This window comes from Frankia sp. CcI49 (assembly GCF_001983215.1).
Classification (GTDB): Bacteria; Actinomycetota; Actinomycetes; order Frankiales; family Frankiaceae; genus Parafrankia; species Parafrankia irregularis.
In genome coordinates this window covers 17,764-39,281 of the sequence record NZ_MOWP01000035.1, presented here as the reverse complement: position 1 = coordinate 39,281, position 21,518 = coordinate 17,764, and the positions used below count along the sequence as shown (strand labels likewise).

The window sequence follows — 21,518 nt, the reverse complement described above, 5'->3', positions numbered from 1 at the left end:
TTAGCTGCGGACCAGCATTAGATCATGGGTGCTACATCTAGGAATTGGAGTGCCGATATCGGGCCGATACCAGATGACATCGTGGCTAGGGTCGGGGCAAATATAGCGGTCTGCCAGGACTGGGCTAGCTTCCCCAATCGGCAGAGCATCCCCGAGAGGCCGTCTACGAAAATGATCCTGTATATACGGCGGATGAAGGTACGGGTGCGCCAGTACGTCGACGAGGAACTGGCGGGTTAGTGAGTTTTCCTCCAAGATTGCGCGAAGCTCACAGGCACGTTGGGATGGCTCCGCGTCGTTGGTGATCTGCTCCGCAAGGCGCTGGTCGAGAATAGAGGCATCCTGTGGTCCAAGGAGATCGGCAAGATAGGGACGGATCACGCGCGCCGCCTCCGCCACTTCGTCGTCGGAACCCATCGGCGATCGGTTTTCCCTACATTCGGTAGTGGGGGTGTCCACTGTGGTCGGGTTCATGCCACCGGCATGCACGTGGGACGCCCACACCGATGGATACCGGGCGGCATAATTCCGCAGGGTGCGGGTGGCGGTGTGGACGGCGCTGGTGACATCCCCGCTGTCCGCGAGCTCGTTATAGATGTGCTCAGCGAGTTTGACTGCGTAGTAGTCACTGATCGGCCACAGGGTGGCGATGACGTGTTGATAACCGGCAAGTTGAAAAGCGGATGCCAGATGGATCGCCTCGTCGGTAAGCTGGCCTCCGGGGCGGGCGGTTTCACAGGCAGACAGAAAGGCCAGTTCGGTATCGTTAAGCTGGAGACGAGCGACGTCGAGTACAGTGAGTGGCTGGTCATGCAGCAACAGCCGACTGTTCGAGGGGTCGTTGATTTCAGCGGCGCCATGGCATGCGAAGTGTGCCCATCGGGTCTGCGGTAGGGAAGCGAGTACCGCTTCGCGAGTCGCCTCACCTTCGAGAAGTATGCAGACGCGTTCACCGAAGCGGCGCTGTAGACCTTCGGCTTCGTCTCGCGCACCGGGCAACGCGCGGGCAGAAGGGGTGTGGGGCATCGCAACTGCGAGCACCCTCGGATCGTTGCCGTTCACCGGAGATCTAGTGCTGGCCGTCGTCGCGGAGGGTACGCGACGGGCATGGGTCAGTGCTCGAATCGTGGGGGTGTAGGAGGACAGTACTCGATCGATCAGTGTGCTCGGCGCCGGGTCGAAGCGTGTGTGATGATAGCCGGCGGCGTGCACCGGGAGGAACGACAATAGTCCGGACAGGCACCACCACATCCGCGGCCATGTCGACCCGTCCTCCGGTGGACCGTGAATTTCCAATCTGTCAAGTACCGGTTCGGCGAGTGCATCCCACAACCAACCGAGAATCTCTTCCACCTTCCGCTCTGTTGCGGCCCCTGCCCCAGAAAGGGCATTGAGAAATTCGATGACTTGGTGGAAGACGTTCTGTGGAGTCAATCCAGGTAGAGGGACATGGTCGACCCCTTCTCGGGTTAGGATCAGCGCGTGTGAGCCAAGTACGGAAACCGCGACGATTGCGACTGGGCCATCCGAGGCCGCCGACTGCAGCTCCACCGCCGCCGGCGGTTGGAGAAATCCTTCAAATCCAGACAAGGCCCGAATACGGGTGATCACCTGGTCGAAATTCGCTGTCGCCCTCTYCCGTCTCTCCCGCGCGTGTATCGAGCCCGTCGGATCGAGAATCGTGGTGTGGCCGGGCTCATGCCACGACGGCGTCGCGAACATGGTGGCCTCATCGACTCGATCAAATTCCTTACACAGTTCAGTGAACTGTCGCGCGAGCTCGGGATCGGCTTCGGAAAGTGCGGTCACATCGGTGCGAATATCCAGAGCTTGCCCGAGCAGTACAGCGCGGCCCTGTTCGAAGAGTTCCACGGCCTGCTCAGGTGAACCCGCGTGCACGCAACACACCGCCGCGTCAGCGGCAAGTCCAGCTGTTTCCACCAACAGGTGTTCCTGATCGGCACGGGCAAGACTGCGCGGCACCACGCGCGAGAGCAGGGCGGAGGCCGCCTCGAATCCTGCCACCGCCTCCTGCCACCGACCACCGGCGCCGGCGGAACGCGCCCAGCCACGAGCACCCAGCGCCCGCATCCGCGGCGAGGAAGCTTCGGCCCTAGAAGCTTCCCTGCCAGCCTCAATCGCCGCGTCTAGATCGGCTGATGACCTAGACCGTTCAAATCGGATATGCAGGGCATAACCTAGGCCGGATAGATACATGGCACGGTTGGGGTCATCAGGAGATCCGTTCACCGCAGCTCGTCCGACCTCGATGGCCGCGTCAAGGTCGGCCAACGCTCCGTGTCGCTCGTACTGGATGCGAAGAGCGACAGCAAGGTTATGCTGTCGCCCCGCACGGTAAGGGTGGTCGCTGGGCGTGATGTTTACGGCGGCCGCGCTCGCGTCAACCGCTGCATCCAGATCTGCTTGGTCTCCGGTTCGTTCGAACCTGATGYGCAGGGCTACACCTTGAATTGTTAGCATCACGGCATGGCTAGGGTGATCTTCAGGGCTGTAGTTCACGGCAGCTGTACTCGCATCGACGGCCGTATCCAGATCCGCTAGGAGTCCTGTTCGTTCGAAACGAACTAGCACGGCACCGGCAAGGTTGATCAATGAGCCGACGTGTTGAAGGTGGTCGACAGGGGTGGCCCTAACAGCGGCCGTATTTACGTCAACCGCTGCGTCTATATCGGCCCGCACGCCTGTTCGCTCATAACGGACGCGCAATGCTAGCCCGAGGTTGGACAGGTACACGGAGGCTCTAGGGTGATCGGCGGGAGTGCCATCGACGGCCGCTCGCGCAGCCTCGATCGCCGCGTCTAGATCCGATCGGGATCCGGTCCGTTCGAACCTGGCAGCCAAAGCGATTCCGAGGTTGGACAGATACGCGGCGCGTTGGGGGAGGCCGAGGGGGGCATCGTCGACGGCCGCTTGGCTTGCCTCGATCGCCGCGTCTAGATCCGACCCGACGCCGGTCCGCTCGAAGCGTGTCCGCAGGGCGAGACCGAGGTTGGATAGGTACATCGCGCGCTGGGGATGATCGGCAGGAGAAGCATCGACCGCAGCCCGCCCTACCTCAATCGCCGCATCCACATCGTTCTGATCCCCGGTCCGCTCGAAGCGTGTCCGCAGGGCGAGACCGAGGTTGGATAGGTACATCGCGCGCTGGGGATGATCGGCAGGAGAAGCATCGACCGCAGCCCGCCCTACCTCAATCGCCGCATCCAGACTGTTCTGATCCCCAGTGTGCTCAAACTGTATGCGGAGCGCCAAGCCGAGATTGGACAGGAACATCGCGCGCTGGGGATGATCGGCGGGAGTAGTGTTGACGGCGGCTTGAGTGGCGGCGATCCCAGCGTCCAGGTCGGGTTTGGCGCCGCTTCGCTCGAACCGAGTTCGTAGGGCGGCACCGAGATTCGACAGATACCCTGCGCGGCTCGGATGGTCGGCCGTGGTGGCGCGGACGGCCGCTTCACCGACCTCTACCGCAGTATCGAGATCCGACATGTCGCCGGTCTGTTCAAAGCGTGTCCGCAGGGCGGCACCGAGATTCGACAGATATCCTGCACGATCCGGATGGTCTGTGGGAGTGGCCTCAACTGCGGCTTGGCTAGCGCCGACTGCCGCATCCAGATCCGCCTGTGCTGCAAACTCCCCGAACCGAGAAAGTAGTGCGGTGCCGAGATGCGAGAGGTATCTGGCGGCGTCGGGGTGCTCGCTACCAGTAGCGCMGACCGCCGCGCGCCCGACGTTCACTGCCTCGTCCACATCGACCTGTGAGCCCGTCCGCTCGAACCGAACGCGCAAGGCGAAGCTGAGGTTGCCCAGCAGTGGAGCACGGTTCGGGTGATCGGACGGAGTAGCGTCCAAGTCGGATCGCAGTAATTCTATCGCGGTGTCCAACGCCGCGAGGTCACCGGTCCGTATCGCTCGACGAAGCAACGAGATATGGAGGGCTTCGAGTATCCAAGGTGTGCCAGGGGAGGAAGCTCCGCCCCTTTCAAAATAAGTGCGTACGTCGTCAGGAAGCGCATCAGGCCGGAGTTGATACACCGGAACGAACAAAGGTAATGCAATAGCTAGCGCCCGCGGCTTTTCGTCAGGATCGGAAAGAAGATAGCGTAGATAGTATAGCCATCCGACCGCTCGGGCCACCTCGACATCGGCAGCAGGGTTAGTCACGGACTGTAGCAGAGCGTCCGCCTCGCTCACCGCTTCCGGATCCAACACTGCAGCCGAATCCTGGTTACGGAAGAACCGTTCCAACCGTGCACTCACCCGCGCGAGCTGATGCTCTCGCATCCCTACCGCCCCCTATCGGTCTCGCAACACCCACTGCGACGTACGTCCGGTCACGCAGGCATCTCGGACTGTCACGTTCACGCTATATGCACGCACGCCCCTCCCCATAGAAGGGCCCCGCAGATCGTCTCCATACGACAACTTGACCGCGAGCTGTAGTCGCCGGCACAGTCGTCCGGCTTGTACCCCGCCGCCGGTCGGAACCTTAGCGCGCTCTACCGCGCTGTCCTCGCTCAGGTTGCCTGAGTCTGGGTCTAGCAGCTCCTCGCCGGCCTGAACACCAGGAAGATCCTCCGCGTCAACCCTCGCCCGCGACCGACGCAGGCATCATCCACCTTGACAACATCAGTCGAACCACCTGCTGCAACACGCATCGTCCACACCGGCCAGTGTCCGGCTGTCGGCAACTTATGGCGATCGTGGAGTATTTGAAGATTGGGACTATTTCGATTCGAAAGGCAGGAGGTCAAAAAAATATAGGCCTCGCGTGCCACCGACTGCGATCCTCTCCGGCGACACCCATGTGCAAGCAAGAAGCGGGCTGTCAACTCGGACGGCTGCCCTTTCACTACCGATCGAAGTGTCCCAAATTCGCAGTGTTCGATCGCCACCTCCGCCACCTCCGCCGCCTGCGGATGCGAGCCACCAACCATTCGGCGCTGCGGCCAATGCCGAGATTCTGCCCGAGTGGCCGGTTAGAACTGCCCTCTCTGTTCCTGCGGCCGGATCCCACAAGCGAACAGTCCCATCACCTCCTTCGAGAAGGTCTCCGCCGGCGGATGCCAACCACGAGCCGTCGGGCGCAACAGCCAACGCTGATACGCCGCCGATGTGTCCGCTCAACGTCGCAAGCTCCTTCCCACTTGCGGGATCCCATAACCTGACCGGGCCGTCGTGACCAGCGGTGGCGAGCCAGGTGCCATCCGGTGCTACAGCCAACACGGACGCACCAGTATGGCCGTTTAGCACCGCACGCTCGGCGCCCGTCGTTGGATCCCACAGTCGGACTGGTCCGTCGTTGCCGGCTAGGAGTCCGGAGGCGGTGGCGAGCCACGAACCGTCCGGGGCAACCGCTAGCGCCACCCCCAGGTAGGTATGGCTGACGAGTACAGTCCTAGCGGTCCGAGTCGCCAGGTCCCAGATCCGAACCGTGCCATCGCCATCGGCCAGATCGCTCCCAGCGGAGGCCAGCCACGAGCCGTCTGGTGCTACCGAGAGGACGGACACACCTCCAGAGTGTCCAGTCAGTATCGACGGTTCGTCATCGATCGCTGTATTCCACAAGCGGATCAATTTGTCGCTGCCGGCGGAAGCCAGCCACGAGCCGTCTGGTGCCGCGGCGAAGGCAGAAACGTTCCCTGTGTGGCTGGTACGCCCCGCCAGCTCGACGCCGGCCTTCGTGTCCCACAAGCGGATTGCGCTAGCGCCACGACTGAGTACGCTTGTGCTGGCGGACGCCATCAGGGAGCTTTTTGGAATTGGCATCAATATTGATGCGGCCGCGGTGGCATTACCTTTCGTGCGGGCCTCCCTCGCGACGGCTAGGCTCCATACCCGTATGATTCCGTCGCCGTGGCCCACGAGGTCGCCATCTGTAGTGGCCAGCCAGGAGCCGTCCGGCGCTACCGCCAGCGCTGCCACACCGTGTGGATGACCGGCTAGCGCAGACATCTCGTCGCCGGCTTCGAGGTCGATGATGCACACAGCCGCGTCACGGCCGAGAATTTGTCCGTCGGCGGCTGCCAGCCAGGAGCCGTCCGGACCCACCACCAAATGAAAGACGGAGCGAGCTTGGCCAGTGGGTACGGTTATCATATCCCTGCTTGAAGGATCCCAGAAGCGAATCGTCCCGTCGCCACCAGCGATAGCTAGCCAGGAGCCGTCCGGTGCCACGGCCAAGGCACCCACCGATAGCGATCCGACTTGGTCGCACAGCACGGCGCGCTCGGTTCCAGAGAGTGGATCCCAAATCCGCACCGTACCGTCACCGTTGGCTATCAGATCTCCGCTGGCCGAGGCTAGCCACGAGCCATCGGGAGCGACCGACAAAGCCGATACACCGCCGGTGTGACCAGTCAGGAGGGCAGATTCAAAGCCGGTTTTCGGATTCCATATCCGCACCGTTCGGTCGTTTCCCGCGGAGGCGAGCCATGCGCCGTCTGGCGATACAGCCAAAGCGGATACACGACCGGTGTGGCCGGACAGCACTGCCGTCTGGACACCGGTGTACGGGTCCCAAATTCGCACGGTTCCATCACCACGACCGAGTAGATCGCCTCCGGAGGAGGCGATCCATGCACCGTCTGGTGATACAGCCAAAGCGGAAATGCCACCGGTGTGGCCGGACAGCACTGCCGTCTGGACACCGGTGTACGGGTCCCAAATTCGCACGGTTCCATCACCACCGCCGAGCAGGTTCGCACTGGCAGAGGCGAGCCATGCACCGTCTGGTGATACGGCCAAAGCGGATACCTCGCCGGTGTGGCCGGACAGCACTGCCGTCTGGACACCGGTGTATGGGTTCCAGATCCGTACGACACGATCACGGCCTGCGGAGGCCAACCAGGAGCCATCAGGTGCTACAGCGAGAGCAGAAATCTGCCGAGTGTGGCCGGCCAGCGTGCGGTGAAGCGCCGTCTCATGGGGCTGATCGGGCAATACGGAGTTGGTAGGAATGATCCGAGGCCGTGCCGCAGTACGACACAATGCGGCAATCGAGTTTGCGAGTTGGCTACTCTCGGCGGAATATGAGACGATAGTGGAGATTGTCAATCCAAGACTGTCGTCGGCTGAGAAAAGGTGGCCGGTCTGGCGAACCAAGTGGCCTATTGCCGCCGCCTGCGGGTCACCGACCAGTAGAGCCATGTCGGCTTCGACTGAAACGGGACCAGATGCTCTTATTCTTGCGGCTGTCCAGCGCAGGTCGTGCGCAAGGTCGGCCAGCTCGCCATGCAAACCGGCGCTCTGCAAATGCATGGCAAGGTTGTTCCATAGATAGGTATCGGCTCTCGAAAGCTCCCACCAAGATGTCCGGTTGTGATCTGAGGGCAGCAGGCGACGATGAGCGTCGAGAAGCCGGCAGTGCAGGAGTGGAAGCCTATCTCCGAGTCGGACACGCAGATAGCGATGGATCACGTCATGCACCTTCAACGATACTTCTCGGCGGGAACTCGCTATTGCTGCGTACGAGACGCTCGCGGGCTGGACGAGCGCAAGATCAACAAGCGTATCACAGAACTGGTGAACCTGCCATGCTGTCCAGTTGGCCGTGTTCCCCCAGAGTATTTCCAATGTAGCTTTGGGTATGGCTGCGTCTTCATGGAAAACCGCCAGTTCCAAAAAGCGATCCAGTAGATGGCCTGACCCGGCGGGGCCAGGGCGATCAAGTAGGTTAAGGCTGGCCTCAACTGTAGCGGCTACCGCACGCGAGCGAATCTCCTCTTTACTGAAGGAGATTTCGTCGAAGGCCACGACGCCTGCTTCACTTAGTCCGTGGGCAACCTCCGCAGCAGCGTCGTCGGGGTCGGCGTTGTAACGGATGCTTCGCCGCACATAGCCTGCGGCGAGACCGAGCAGCACAGGCCAGTAGCCACATCTTTTCGCGAGGTCGTCGGCCTTAGTCGTCGCCAGAAGATTGGCGGTGAGCATCTGCCGTGCCTGTGCAGGCGTCATCGTTCCTACTTGAAGAACCGATGTGTTTGGCGGGAGAAGTCGTCGGTGTCGAGTGATAATCAGTCGTTGGCATCTTGGCCCACCATGCAGCAGCGGGGTGACTTGTTCGTCGAACCACACGTCATCGACGATCAGAAGAATTTTTCGGTCTGCGAGTAGCTCCCCGAGCCTCATGCCGGCCTGTCGAGGRTCTGAGGGGCCTTGTTGATTATCGCCCAGCCGTCGGGCCAGAGCGTTAATCTTTTCGGCCAATGCGGCACCCGTCACGTCTTGTCCGACGTCAATCCACAGCATCCCGTCCGGGAACTTCCCGCGAGTTTCTGGCCGGTGGCAGACGAGACTCGCCAACGTGCTCTTTCCGACTCCGCCGGTCCCATGCAATGCCGCTACTCTGGCCGATCCGAACTCCGGCGCTTCTAGCAACTTGGTCAGCTGATCTGCTAGCTCTGGACGAGCGACCTCCTCGCCTGTCAGCTCGGGCAGCCACCACATAGGTTCCTGCAGATCTGATGCGAAGCGGCTAGGCGCAGATGGACCGACAAATGTGCCAACCCCGTCCGTAAACACCGGATTGGCTGGGAAGCGGGCCGCTGCGGCGGCTAGTAGCATCCGACGCCCGCCTGTCACAAGCCCTCGAATCAGCAGATCTGACACCTCGTGCCAAAACTGTTCCGATGTAGATATATTCCACGTTGGAAGCTTCGCCGATGACCAGCCCGCATCCTCCAATACCTGGCGAGCTGAAACAAGGTCCGGGAAGGCATTTGCGAATTCCCCGACCTCAACATCCGACAGCCCCTGCACGGACCGTCACCCCCTACCAAGCCGTCCCCGACACGCGATATGCGCTGCTGGGGCGGCTACACCCTATCTCCGGTCGCCTGCGACCTGCAGCTCATCACTGCTGAAGGGAAGCATTGGCTCGCGTAGCGGACCACGTGGACGGTTAGTCCGACGCCCTATCCGAAGTCACATGCGCCACCGACGATTGACACGATCAGTTGCCCCAGCGGAGCTTCCGAACATCGTGCTCGGAGGCGCTAGCCCTTCAATCCCGCCGGTAGCACCGCTTCCGGCGGTCTCGCCGGTCGCATTGGCTCGGCTGGTACCACTGTCCCGCTGGTTTGCCGGCCGCAGCTGCTGGTGATGTCCGTCGCGCCGCTCGGGTCGGTGGCGGTGGTCGCGCCGGTCCGGCTGGTCCGACCGGTGGCGCTGGTTCCGGTGGTCCCGCTGGTCTTTGCGGTTCTGGTCAGGTGCCGGTCGCGCTGGTCCGGCCTGGCCTGCTCGGGTGTTCCGCGTGGCGTCCGGTCCCGGTCGGGCGGGTCCGGAGTTGACGGCTACGGGCGACTTGTGGTCGGCCTGGCCAGTCGGGATGCGGCTCGGTCTACGACCCCACCCCGGGGGTCCGGACCCGGACCCCCGGGGTGGGGTGCGGACCACGGATGATGATGCTGATCCCGTTCGTACTCTCGGACGGTCGGAACGGTGCGCGGGCAGTCTTGGGGTATGGGCTCGACCGGCAGGCCGGCCGAGCAGCCGGCACGCGGCGGGCCGACGGCAGGGTGTGGAGCTTGCGGTCTGCCGGCGGCAGACGGAGTCGGTCCGCGTCTTCTGTCAGGGCATGTCGCGATCTCCATCTGCGTGATTGCCACGCCCAGCGATCATGGTTCACATGGACTAGGTCATGCGAACTAGAAATTGCCGTGAATGCACGTCAGGGCACATATCGATCTTTACCTCTGGTGGTCCGGTGGGTGGTCGCCATTCTTAACTAATCAGCGGCAAGAACGGGTGCTGCACAGCGTCCCGCTGGGCATGCGCAGCGGGACCGTGCATGCGACCCATAAAAAAGATCTATCAATAAAGTTGGGGCGTGAGTGGCAAAAACGCGCCCAGAATCCGGTCTCCTCTACGACGGCAATTTTCGGCCCGTGGAGGAGACCGCCTCGTGCCCGACCCGGCCCACCCCGATCCCGACCGCACCAGCCCACCCGACCCGCACCCGCACCCGCCGCAGGCTCTTCGTCCCGCATCACCTGCAGCACAGGAGACCAGCGGCGTGCCGCCGCGGCCCGTGCCGCCCGGGGGGCCGTCGGCGGCAGCGGTCGACCCGCCGCCGCGGTCGGATTCCCCACGAACACCCGGGGGTGAGTCCGGGTCCGGACCCGGACCCGTTCCCGGTCCGACCACGGGCTTTCCCAGCGAGGGGAATCCGGACCCGGCTCCGGTGTTCCTCTGTCCACGATCCGATCCCGAATCGGGTTTCTTTCCCTGCTTTCCTGGGCATCATCCGGCCCGGCATGGCGTTACTCTTTCCAGAACCACCCCGGACACCGCTCCGTGCCCCGCCGGCAGCGGCTGTTCACCCCTGCCCTGCGCACCCCTCGTTTTCCCGACGCCTGGAGGCGATATGCCGGCTGGCACCACCCCTGGTCACCCTCACGACTCCGACGACGACAGCGGCGTGGTGCCGCTGCGGGACATCGGCCGCGACGCGGCCCGCCACGTGGAGATCGAACGGATCGAGACCGAACCGATGACCGAGGACCAGGAACGTGCCGCCATCCGCGCGCTCGCCGCGCTCATCACCTACTGGCAGCACCAGCAGCGGTCCGGCCCGCCCGCCGAGGACGACGCCGCCTAACACCCCGCGGAGTAACGCCATGCCCTTCACCCACCCACACCCACACCTGCCCTGGCGGCGCCGGCCCGCCGCCGGTCCGCTGTGGGTCGGGGTCTACCAGCGGCAGCGGCCTGACGCCGCCGGCCCGGGTTCCCTCGACGCCCAGTACGACCGGATTCGCACGTTCCTCGACGCCCACCCCGGCTGGGACCTCATCCCCGACCAGCCCGACACGTGCACCGCCCAGAACCACCGGCACGACCCGACCCGGCCACACGCCTGACCCCACCCGTCTCACCCCTGGAGCCGCCCAGCCATGCCCCGTTCCACCGCCCGCCGCGTCACCAGCCCCCGCACCCGCGACGCCTTCGCCAGCACCCTGCCCGCCACCGTCCGCGTCGGGATCTACCTGCGCCGGTCCACCGACGACGACCACCAGCGCTACACCCTCGACGCCCAGGAAGACCGGCTCCGTTCGTACGTCGACTCCCAGCCAGGCTGGGAGATCACGCTGCGGTTCTCCGACGACGCCTCCGGCGCCAGCACCGACCGCAAAGACCTCCACCGCGCCCTGGCCGCCGCCCGTGCCGGGCTCATCGACGTCCTGCTCGTCTACCGGGTCGACCGGCTCTCCCGCAACCTGCGCGACACCGTTCAACTGTTGGAAGACCTCGACGAGGCAGGCGTCGTGTTCCGGTCCGCCACGGAGCCGTTCGACACCTCCACCCCGATGGGCCGCATGCTCCTGCAGATGCTGGCCATGTTCGCCCAGTTCGAACGCGACACCATCATCGACCGCGTCGTCGCCGGCATGGAACGCAAAGCCCGCGAAGGCCGCTGGATGAGCACCCAAGCCCCCTACGGCTACCACGTCGACAAGCCCACCTGGACCCTCATCCCGCACGAACCCGAAGCCGCGATCATCCGGGCGATCTTCGAGCTCTACACCCGCCGCCGGCTCGGCGCCCGCGCGATCGCGACCACCCTCAACGACCGTGGACACCGCACCCGCAGCGGTAACCAGTGGACCGGCCACCAGGTCCTGCGCTACCTCGACAACCGCGTCTACCTCGGCGAGTCATCGTTCCGTGACATCGTCGTCGTCGACACCCACCAGCCGATCATCGACCGGGCCATCTTCGACGAAGCTCAGCGGCTGCTCACCGCCCGTAGCGAAGCCCACTCCCGCCGGGCCTCCAACGCCTCCGACTACCACCTCACCGGCCGGATGCGCTGCCCCCGCTGCGGCAAAACCATGCTCGGGACCCGCGCCACCGGCCGCCAAGGCCGCAAATACCGCTACTACACCTGCTTCACCCGCAACCGCTACGGCTCCGACCGCTGCGACGCCCCCCGCCTCGACGCCGACGCCATCGACCACGCCGTCCTCGAAGCCCTCGCCGACTTCTACCGCCGGCAGCACACCCTCATCGCCGACGCCATCAAAAGGGCCCAGCAGGCCCACCGCAACGCCCGCGGTGACCTACGCGCCGAACTCACCACCGTCGACACCGAACTCACCCAGACCAACCGGGCGATCGACCGCTACCTCACCGCATTCGAACATGGCACCATCGACGAAGAAACCATCGGGGAACGCCTCGCGAAACTCCGCACCCAACAGAAACAGCTCCGCCAGCGCCACACCGAACTCACCGATCAGATCGCCCGCGAACCCGTCACACCCGCCCCCACCGACCTCGACGCCATCGCCGTGAACATCACGATCGTCATCAAGACCGGCACCAACCAGCAACGCAAAGCACTCATCGAAGCACTCATCGCCGAAGTTAAGATCAGCGGACCCGACCGGCTCATACCCGTCTTCCGCATCCCACAACCCGACCCCGACGACGACCAGCCACCCACCCTGACCGCCGTCGCAGCCCACCCACCAGCCACAACAGCCCCGAAGGGAACGGTTCGCGCAATGAATACCCGGGTGCGCTCGGAGGGACTCGAACCCCCAACCTTTTGATCCGTAGCCCTCGGCGCACCGTCCACGAACGTCCACCGACGTCCGCCGGTGCAGGTCACGGACTCGGCGATGTACACCGACGTCCACGGGTGTCCATCCCGGTTGCAGTACAACTGCAGTACACCGCCACGAGAGCGGCGGTTACAGTGCGTTGCTTCACCCGATGGACCTGGGATCACAAGATCACGATTGGCCCTCTGCGTCCACTGCTCTCGGCGGCGAGCAGCGGGCGACGAAGGGCGTCTCGATCCCTGGTGTTGGCCTCGCCCGGCGTCGGGCCAACCGGTGGATCTCGACTATGCGATCTGGGCGAGGTCGAGGACTGTTTCGTGCCCGTCCGCGAAACGGACGATCATGCTGACCTGTCCGCCGATGGCTGCCAGGTAGGCGTTGAGGGTGGACAACAACAGATCGTGGGGTTGTTCCATCCGGCTGATGGCGGCCTGGGTGACGCCCATGCGCCGGGCGAGTTCGACCTGGGTGAGCTCGGCGGCCCGCCGCAGCGCGGCCAGGCCCATGGCGTGGGTGCGGTCTGCCTCGGCCATGTCCTGGCGGACCTGGGCGACGTCGGCGGCGATGTCGGGCCGGTTGGCGAGCTGGCGGATGCGGTCGTCGCCACGGATGAACGTGACGTCATCTGTCATCGGGGCCTCCCTTCTGGCGCAGCCAGGCATCGACCAGCGCCTCTCCTCGTGCCGTCGCGCTGGTGTAGAAGACCTCCCCGATCGTCTTCTTGTCGAATCCGATCAGCGCGATCACGGCGTGGTCGTCGGTGGGGAACCAACAGATGATCCGGACGGCGACGGCCGGGTCGAAGGGGTGGGCGACCCGCCACAGCTCGTGGCGGCGGGCCTGYCGTACCCGTTTGAAGGTCGCGGATTCTTCGGCGGGCTTGGCGGGGAGGTCCGTGAGTGCCTGTAGCAGCGCGACCGCGACAGTGAGGAGGCGGCCTCCTTGCTCTTCCGCGTGGGTGAGCCAGCGGTCGAACTCCTCCGTCCAGTCGACGATCACCTTCCGAGTATGACCTCCAGTTAATACAACGTCAAGTTCATGTGGCCCGACGGGTGTCGTGGACACTGGTCCACCGTTGATAGCCCGCGATGTCCGTCTTGCGTCATGGCCGTACCGTCCGGTCTCGCGTGGCGGTGATGCCGGGATGTCGGCCGTGCCGTAGCAGCTGCAAGGCGTTTCCAGCCCTTCATGTGGCGAATCGCTGTGCCGTGCCACCGAAAGATCACACAAAATCTTCTGTTTGCGGGTCGCGGAGTCGGCAAAGCGCATAATCTGCCCTATGTCGATCTTGCCTCTTGCTGGATGGTTGTTGTCTCGGAATTGGGGAGGTGGCAGGTGCCCGGACTGTCTGAAGAGGAGAAGGCCCGCCGAGCGTTGAACCGGCGACGTAAGGCCGCGGTCGAGGCCGAAGAACGCGCGATCAGGGACGAGGACCGGCAACGTGAATGGCGGGAGAAAGGAATGCTTCTAACTTACGCTGAAATGAGGGCAGGGGTTCCTTGTCGTGGGTGCGGGCTCCCGATTCTCGACGGTCTCGGCAGTCAACCACCACTCATGAAGATGACCGAGTCCGAACGTCAGGAATATGAAATCGGCGAGGCGGAGTTCCGAAGTCGCCACGCGGATTGTCACGCTTTCCGATGGACCGTGTCAGGCTCGCGAACCCAACACTGTGGATATTGCTGTCCCCCTCATCCGCTCAGTGACCAGCAGATCGACCATCTGGCGAAGCTGTTCAGAGGCTTCGGTACGCCGAATCCGGCGGAGCTGGACACCTGGCGGCTGTCACTGACCTGTGAACACATCGCCGATGTCACCCAGCATTCTTCAAATACCACGTTCTCGCGGTCGGTTGTTCGTTGCGAGCAGTGCGGCCAGACCCGTGGCATCGTCGACGCCGAGAAGCTACCTCCCACTGAGACTCGCCGCATCGCGGAAGAGCGGCGGCTGGTCACGGCGGTAACCCAGGCCCGAGAAAACCTCGATCGCCACGAACGCCAGGTGGCAAGCGCGCGCCGACGCGTCCAGAAACTGGAGCGTGATCTTCAAAATTCCCGAGGAGATTCCGCCACGACCGAGATGGGATCCGGCTGATCAGCGTATCGGGCCGAACGGCGTTCTTGGGGCCAGCCCCAGGACCGTCGGTGTCAAACGGGACTTGGTCTGCCCCGTCGGACGGGTCACCATGATCGCTGTCGAATGCGCCGATGAAGGACGGTCCCGCCCACACCGCAGCCACCCGGTCGGCTGTCTCAGCGATGCCACACCCAACCGATACGGAGCGTGACGATAATGAAGGTGGTCCGACTGACGAGGCTTGATCGTTTCTAACTGCCGTACAAACTGCAGTACCTGACCCGCAATGCGGCAGAGCCCCGCAGCCTTGGATGGGGGCTGCGGGGCTCTGGCCTGTCTCAACCGTGCGTGCGCTCGGAGGGACTCGAACCCCCAACCTTTTGATCCGTAGTCAAATGCTCTATCCGTTGAGCTACGAGCGCCTGCCGACCACTCTCGTGTTCGGCTTCGCCAGCTTACAGCACGCGGAGCGGGTGCTACGAACCGCGGCCTCCTGATCCCTGACGTTCTGGCATTCATGATCGTCGGATGGGCTCTCGGTGGGGGCGTGTCGATGTCGCGGTCGGGAGTTGGTGCAGTTCGACGTCGGTCAGGGTGTCGTCCGCGATGGTCGCGGTCAGGTAGGTGGGGTGGGGCTGGCGGCGGCGGTCCGTGGGCGAGCCGGGGTTCAGCAGTCGCAGGGGGTGTGCGCCGTCGGGGCGTGGCGTCGTGGTGTCCCAGGGGATGTGGGAGTGGCCGAAGACGAGCACGTCGGCGTCGGGGTAGGCGGCGGCCAGGCGGCGTTCGCGGCCGGTGGCCGGGCCGGTCTCGTGGACGACGACGAAGCGCAGTCCGTCCAGGGTGATCCTGGCGACTTCGGGTACCTGGGCGCGGATGTCGGGTCCGTCGTTGTTGCCCCAGCAGGCGACGAGCCGTTGGGCGCGGGCGGTGACCTGATGCAGTAGGTCGGTGCTGACCCAGTCGCCGGCGTGGATCACGACATCGGCCTCGTCGACGGCGGACCAGACCTGCGCGGGCACGTCTCGGGCCCGAGCCGGGACGTGCGTGTCAGCCAGCAGAACGAGACGCATTCAGTCAGTGTTCGCGATCGCGCCGGCCTTCGCGAGGTCGCCCGCGCCTGAACACGGTCCGGTGCGCGATCGGCCACCTGCGCTGTTCAGTCATCTGGCGTGCGGTCCGGTGAGTGGCGGGGCGTGCGGTCTGGGCTCAGGCACGGGGATGTCAGTGGCGGCGCCGGCGGAAGCCGGGGAGGAGTTCCTGGACGAGGGCGTCGGTCTCCGGCTCAGCGGCCCGGTTGGGGCGGCCTGGCGGAGCGGCGATGGCCCGGTACAGCTCGCCGGCGACGGCTTCCAGGGTTTTGCGATCACCGCGGGCGGCGACGGTGCGTAGCAGGTCACGCCACAGGGCCTCGGCGGTCGGCACGGCGCGCAGGCCGGTGCGGCAGGCGGCCATCGCGGTGATCGTGTCGCCTCGTTCGAGGGTGATGGCGGCGAGGCGGTGCGCCGCGTCGATGACGGCGCCGCGCATGGTGCGCGCCACCGGGGTCGTCTCCACCCACTGGTATCTGCCGTCGGCTCGGTCGGACCACAGTGGTCCGCCGATCAGGTTCAGGGCGTCGCGCAGGTCCGCCTGGGGGTTGCTGGCGTCGTCGGGGCGAGCGGCGCGGTGGCTGTAGGCCACAAAGAGTTCCCAGTCGCAGCGGACGTCCGAGCTGAGTGTCCAGAGTCCGTCCGGAGCTGGCTGCAGGCGGGGCCGGCCGTCGGCGTCGACGCCCAGCCAGCTGCGGGCGGCGATCAGCGCGGGCAGGATCGCTGACCCCTGTGTGGTCTGTCCGTCCGCCGGGTCCGATGGGTTCGCCAGCCCGAGGAAGTCGCGCAGTTCCTCGGGATAGGCGCCGTCCCGGTGCAGTGCGAGGAAGACGATGATCTCGGTGAGCAGGTCGGCCTGCTCGCGCTGGATCGGTCCGGGTGCGCCGATGTAGGGGTAGCCGAGCACATGGACCTCGGCCTCCGTGGGCCCGGCGGGGTGCGGTTCGAGCTGCGGCAGGGTCGCCAGGACATCGGTGGCGGAGTCCGGCCGGGGGAAGTGCGCGTCCTGCGGCTGCGCCGCCCCGGTCACGCTCCCGCCCATGTTCCCGGCCTCGCCCGCGGTCTGGCTCGCGCCCGCGGTCTGGCTCGCGGGATCGGGCTGACTCGGCGGGGCGGCACCGTAGGGCGGCTCGGTGTAGTAGGCGTGCGGGTGCGTCGACGGGTGGGTGGGAAGTTCGTTCGGTGGCGGTGGCGGCGGAGGCGGAGGCGGGGGCGGGGGCGACGGTGGCGAACCACCGCCCCACTGGACGTAGTCCTCGGCCCAGGCTTCGGTGGCCTCCTGGTATTCCCGCGGTCGCTGGGCCGCGGCCTCCTCGGGGCTGGGAGGCGATGGCTGAGCCGATGGCTGGCGATGGCCTGGCGCCGGCTGCTGCTGGCCATGCGGCGGGGGGACGAGCAGCGTCCGCGGAACCCTCGGGACGTCCGTAGGCCGCAGGACCGGCTGGTCCGCCGGCGTCAGATAGGCCGGTGGATGATCCGCCGGCGCCGGTAGAGGTGGTGCGGGTGGGGGCATCGCCGCCGAAGGCGCCGGCGCCGGGGGCGGGGGCCAGGTCGGTCCCTGCGATGGCGGTGCGGGCGGGGCCGGAGGCGAGGACGGTGGCGTGGCCGGGATGTAGCCGTCCGGGACCTGGCCATCACGGCCATCCGGGACGTATCCGGCTTGGACGTAGCCATCTGGGACGTGGCCATCTGGGATGTAGCTGTCCGGGGCAGGTGGGACGGGCGGGGCGGCAGGCGGCTGTGTGTGCGCAGCGGCGAGGTCGTCCCCGGGGCGCGGGCCGATGGGCATGCGGATGACGGAAGGCGCCGAACTCGGCGGAGGCACCCACGGCACGGGGCCGGGGATCGAATCGGCGTCCCGAGGTGGGCGGGTGCCCTCCGGATGCGTTGACGGAGACGGAGACGGCGGAGGTGAGGGCGTCGGCGCGGGTGCGGGCACCTGGTAGGGGCCTGTGCTCCCGTGGCCGGTGGCCGGGCCGGAGGTCGGAGCGTACGGCGGCAGAGGCGGCGCCGGCCTGGCCGGTGTGGGTGGGACCGGCGTCGGTGGGGGAGGCGTAGCTGAGGACGGTGGCGGTGCCACCGGGAAGGCGGTCGCGGCCCTTTCGGGGTGATCGGGCTCGGTGCGGGCATCAGGTGAGGTCGGCGCAGCGCCTGGGGTGGGCAGACGCACCGGCCCGGTGGCGTGCCCGTGGTGCTGTGCGGGGGTGAGGTGCGCACCGGTGCCGGGGTCGGACGCCGGCCAGCGGCGGTCGTCGTTGTAGCCGCCGTAGTTGTCGTAACCGCCGGAGCCGTCGTAACCGCCGGAGCCGTCGTAGGTGTCGTAGCCGTCGTATTCGCCGGAGCCGTCGTCGACCGGCCCGTCGTCGTGGCCGTCTTCGTAGCCGTGGCCGTGGTCTTCGTAGCCGGCTGGCCCGTCGCCGTCGCCGTCGCCGTCGCCGTGGTCGTCGTCGTAGTCGTCGTAGCCGGCCGGGCTGTAGGACGGGGTGCTTGCCCAGGGCGGGCGCGGGACTGCGGTGCCGCGAGATCCTCCGGCCTGGATGCGGAACATCGCCAGCATCGCCGCGTACTCGGCCGCCGCAAGAGTCTGGGCGTTGACCTCGACGCCGAGCACGCCGAGCGACATCCGGGCGTCGGGCCGGACGTCGAAGCGCCAGCGTGCCGCCGGGCTGTCACCGACCATCAGCACACCGACGGTGTGGTCGCGCCCGCCCGCGAGCCTGGCCAGCCGCTCCGCGTGGGCCGGCGCCGGCGGGCCGGCCAGGACCAGCAGGTCCGGCGACCAATCCGACGGGGCGGTCGGCGACTGCCGCCCACGCAGGGCGGCGCCCGGCTCGGCGCCCCAGGCGGTGTCCCGTGGTTCGCGGGCTTCCAGCTCGTCCAGGATGTCGGCCAGGCTGGACGAGGTACGCAGCCGTCCCGGCGCGATCGGGCTGGGGTCGTCGGCGAAGCCGACGAGGCAGACCCGCAGGTCGTCGGACCAGATGTTTGTCGCCAGCTCGACCGCGACGGAGATCGCGGCCTCGCTGGCCACCGCCGGATCCCCGGTGAGGGCGATCATGCCGGGGGCGCCTTCGAGGTCGACGAGGATGCGGCAGCCGGTGTCGTCACGCCCGACGGTGACGAGTGCCGGGTAGGGCGCCGGGACGTCCGCTGACAGGCTGGCGCTGGCCTCGAAGGGGAGCCCGTCCGGTGCGTCGGGGTTGCGTTCGATGCGCCACGAGCCGGGGTTGTTGCCGACCTGCCAGGGGCTCGGCGGGGGTTTGGCGACGGCGGGCGCCATGTGCAGGACGAGAGCGGAGTCGGTGAGGATCGCCGCGTACACAGGTGGCAGTTCTCGGCCGCGGGCGGTCAGCCCGGCGGAAAGCAGCCGAAGCGACCGGTCGACGAATCGGGCGGAGGGCAGGTCCGCGGCGAGCCGCAGGGCGTGCTCGACCTCGGCGGAGAACGGGTCGGCGTTGRCGTCGCTCGATCTGCGCCTGGTCAGCGCGGTGAGGACGCCGGCGGCGAGCAGTGCGGCACCGCTGATTCCCCGCCCGCCGCCGATCCGGCCCGAAGCCGTGCGGTTGGCCGCTGAGGCCGATGCCGGACCTGTTCGGTCGTCGTGACCGCCGCGTTGGCCCCTGGGCCCGCTCGTTCCCGCGCTTCCCGCTGATCCTGGTGCGGTTGTGGGGCCGGTCGAGGCCGCCGGTGCGGTGGTTCCGCCGGCGCCGGCGGTCTGGGATTCGTAGCCGGGGCCGTAGTGCTGGCCCGGTCGATGGTCAGCCGGACCTGGTGCGCCGGTCCAGCCGCCCGCGGTGCTCGCCCCGCCGGCCGTGGCGCCCGGCCAGCCCGTGCCCATGGGCTCGGTCTGCTGGGGGCCGGTAGCCCGCCCGGCACCACTGCCGCTGGTACCCGGGGCGGTGGGCCCGGTGTGGGCCGTCGGTTGGCTCGTCTCGGCCTCGCGCTGGGCGGCGAAATGAGAATGGACCTCCTGGACCCAGGAGGCTTCGCGGTGTGGGACCCGGATCGTCCGGACCTCCTCGCCCGCGGCGTCCGGGGGGAGCAGCAGCACCCAGCCGGGGGCCACGAGTGAGGGCGCGCTGAGCACCTGCCCGTCCGGCTGGATGCGACCCTCGTTGAGAGTGAAGAGCTCGCGATAGCGGAGGCTGTCGCCGAGCAACCGCCGGGCGATCGCCCAGAGGGTGTCGTGCTGGCGCCCGTCGGCCGGGCGAACCTCGCAGAACTTGACGTCGACGCCGTCCGGGAAGAGATCGGCGGGACTCTCCTCGCCCGCGGTCAGCTCGCGTGGGGCGGACGCATGCTCATCCCACCGGAAACGCCGCGCCGGGACCGTGGCGGACGCGGGGCCCCCGGCCACCGCACCGGTCGGGCGCTGCGTGATCGGCATCGGCCCGGTCGAAGCGGGGGAGGGCCCGGTGTAGGCCGACCCGGTGGTCGCGGCGTAGGCGGACCCGGTGGTGCTGACGACGGCGCGGCTCCGGGGGGCGAGTGATCCGGATCCGCTCCTCGGCCGGCTGTGCCCGTCCCCGGTGCCAGCTGCGTTTTCCACCGCGGGTGGCGATGCCGGCGGCCGCGAAGCGGGCGGCTGCGATACCGACGGCCGCGATGCCGGTGGCTGCGCGGACGGCTTCTGCGCGGGCGGTGACGTGGAGGTCGACGAGGGGGTTGCCGCAGCCGCAGCCACCGGGGCCGCGGATGCCGATGCGGGTGCGGCTGCGGGCAGCGCGGGGCGCGCCTGGGGCGTCGTCGGATGGCTCCGGTTCGGCTGGGCAGCGGTGAGGCCACGGGCAAGCCGTGAGATCGCGGCCGGATCCGATCGGCGTAGCCGGCCGGTCGCCGCYGCCACCTCCCCCGCCGTCACCTGATCCGGCGCTGCCTGCGCCGCCGACACCGAGCTCTGGTCATCGCCGGAACCACGGCCGCGCCGGCCAGCCCCGGAACCGTCGGGACGGGGCAGCTCGGGCGCCGGCCCTCCCACCCTGGGTGCACCTCGGTGCGCGGCGCCGCGCCGGGCAGCCGAGCGGCCGCGAGGGGGTGCCGTGCTGCGTGGTGTGGCGCCGCGTGGCGTGGCCAGCGGTAGCAGGTCACCTACCAGCCTGCGGGCCAGGAGCTGGCTGCCGCCACCGAACGGAATGCGTGGGGCAAGGCCCGTCTCCCGCCGCTCGGCCCGCCATTCGGCGATGACGCACACGACGAAATGAGCCCAGATCAGCCATGCCGCCAGAACCATGAGGCGCAGCAGGTTGGCCGCACCGAACTCACCGGTGAACGCTCCGGAATCACCGAAGGCGGCGGACAGCGGAGTGCCGCTGAGTATGAGGAGGAGGACGGGCACGCCAATACCGAGAGCCAGCAGCAGCGCAGCAGCCGAACCGCTGCCCCGGCGTGCGCCGGCGCCGGCTGAGCCGCCTGCCGGACTGCGCGTGGCATGACCTGCTGGATGACCCGTGGCGTGGCCTGCTACACGGCCCGTAGCACGGCTCGCTGGTGGTCGCGAACTGCCTGTCTCCCCCACACTGTAACAGTCCACCACGTCTGGTCTCACTACAGGTCATATTTCACTCTGCTGGGCGCGGCGTTCACACGAATGACACAGGCTTGCTGACTCTGGCGACTCGTCGCTGCGGCGTGCTGGCGCACCGTGTGCAGGCGATACGCACTCTTGGGGCTGAAGGCACTGGATGTGCCGCTGCGTCAACCGTTGTCCGAATAGTCCATATTTGTAGTGATTATGCATACTTTTGCCAGCTGGATCGTTTGAGTCGCG

General features: G+C 66.7%; 10 protein-coding genes and 1 tRNA gene. 4 read left to right on the top strand and 7 right to left on the bottom strand.

All coding sequences use genetic code 11. From position 1 onward, the window contains the following. Together CcI49_RS30595 and CcI49_RS41760 are read right to left on the bottom strand one after the other, a co-directional pair. Positions 1–3,870, bottom strand: coding sequence for a CHAT domain-containing protein (locus CcI49_RS30595; protein ID WP_158230840.1), 3,870 nt, complete (start codon positions 3,868–3,870; stop codon positions 1–3). Positions 3,871–4,743: 873 nt separating this feature from the next. Next, positions 4,744–8,778: an NB-ARC domain-containing protein gene (locus tag CcI49_RS41760; RefSeq protein ID WP_131831251.1), complete on the bottom strand. Its 4,035-nt coding sequence runs from the start codon at positions 8,776–8,778 to the stop codon at positions 4,744–4,746. Between the two features lie 1,606 nt (positions 8,779–10,384). Between CcI49_RS41760 and CcI49_RS30525 the strand changes: the two genes are divergently transcribed. The 3 genes from CcI49_RS30525 to CcI49_RS30515 are packed head-to-tail and all read left to right on the top strand — an operon-like array spanning position 10,385 to position 12,575. Further along, the gene (locus CcI49_RS30525; RefSeq protein ID WP_076832266.1) at positions 10,385–10,618 is read left to right on the top strand and encodes a hypothetical protein; all 234 of its coding nucleotides are present in this window, start codon (positions 10,385–10,387) and stop codon (positions 10,616–10,618) included. Between the two features lie 19 nt (positions 10,619–10,637). Beyond that, positions 10,638–10,880 carry a hypothetical protein gene (locus tag CcI49_RS30520; protein WP_076832262.1) on the top strand — a complete coding sequence of 81 codons (243 nt, stop codon included), beginning with the start codon at positions 10,638–10,640 and terminating at the stop codon, positions 10,878–10,880. Between the two features lie 33 nt (positions 10,881–10,913). After that, positions 10,914–12,575: a recombinase family protein gene (locus CcI49_RS30515; protein WP_076832259.1), complete on the top strand. Its 1,662-nt coding sequence runs from the start codon at positions 10,914–10,916 to the stop codon at positions 12,573–12,575. 296 nt (positions 12,576–12,871) lie between these two features. Here CcI49_RS30515 and CcI49_RS30510 read toward each other — a convergent pair whose 3' ends face one another. After that, positions 12,872–13,219 (bottom strand): helix-turn-helix transcriptional regulator, encoded by a 348-nt coding sequence (locus CcI49_RS30510; protein WP_076832256.1) that lies wholly within the window; start codon positions 13,217–13,219, stop codon positions 12,872–12,874. Next, entirely contained in the window at positions 13,209–13,586 is a 378-nt protein-coding gene (locus tag CcI49_RS30505; protein ID WP_076832253.1) for a hypothetical protein, read from the bottom strand. Before CcI49_RS30505 ends, CcI49_RS30510 begins: the two co-directional genes overlap by 11 nt. 336 nt (positions 13,587–13,922) lie before the next feature. On the opposite strand from CcI49_RS30505, the gene CcI49_RS41755 reads away from it, so the two are divergent. Beyond that, a complete protein-coding gene (locus CcI49_RS41755; RefSeq protein WP_158230839.1) occupies positions 13,923–14,681 on the top strand; it encodes a hypothetical protein in 759 nt (252 codons plus the stop codon). A 331-nt stretch (positions 14,682–15,012) separates the two neighbouring features. On the opposite strand, the gene CcI49_RS30500 is transcribed toward CcI49_RS41755, so the two are convergent. The 3 genes from CcI49_RS30500 to CcI49_RS42285 form a co-directional block, all read right to left on the bottom strand. Beyond that, positions 15,013–15,085: transfer RNA gene (locus CcI49_RS30500), tRNA-Arg, on the bottom strand. Positions 15,086–15,178: 93 nt separating this feature from the next. Beyond that, positions 15,179–15,733 (bottom strand): metallophosphoesterase, encoded by a 555-nt coding sequence (locus tag CcI49_RS30495; protein WP_076832250.1) that lies wholly within the window; start codon positions 15,731–15,733, stop codon positions 15,179–15,181. Positions 15,734–15,884: 151 nt separating this feature from the next. After that, on the bottom strand, positions 15,885–21,086 hold the full coding sequence (locus CcI49_RS42285; RefSeq protein ID WP_076832246.1) for a hypothetical protein: 5,202 nt from the start codon (positions 21,084–21,086) through the stop codon (positions 15,885–15,887). Positions 21,087–21,518 lie beyond the last annotated feature (432 nt).

Coding starts and splice junctions, on each gene's coding strand:
- CcI49_RS30525 (WP_076832266.1), top strand. CDS start 10,385: ATGCCGGCTGGCACCACCCCTGGTCACCCTCACGACTCCGACGACGAC.
- CcI49_RS30520 (WP_076832262.1), top strand. CDS start 10,638: ATGCCCTTCACCCACCCACACCCACACCTGCCCTGGCGGCGCCGGCCC.
- CcI49_RS30515 (WP_076832259.1), top strand. CDS start 10,914: ATGCCCCGTTCCACCGCCCGCCGCGTCACCAGCCCCCGCACCCGCGAC.
- CcI49_RS30510 (WP_076832256.1), bottom strand. CDS start 13,219: ATGACAGATGACGTCACGTTCATCCGTGGCGACGACCGCATCCGCCAG.
- CcI49_RS30495 (WP_076832250.1), bottom strand. CDS start 15,733: ATGCGTCTCGTTCTGCTGGCTGACACGCACGTCCCGGCTCGGGCCCGA.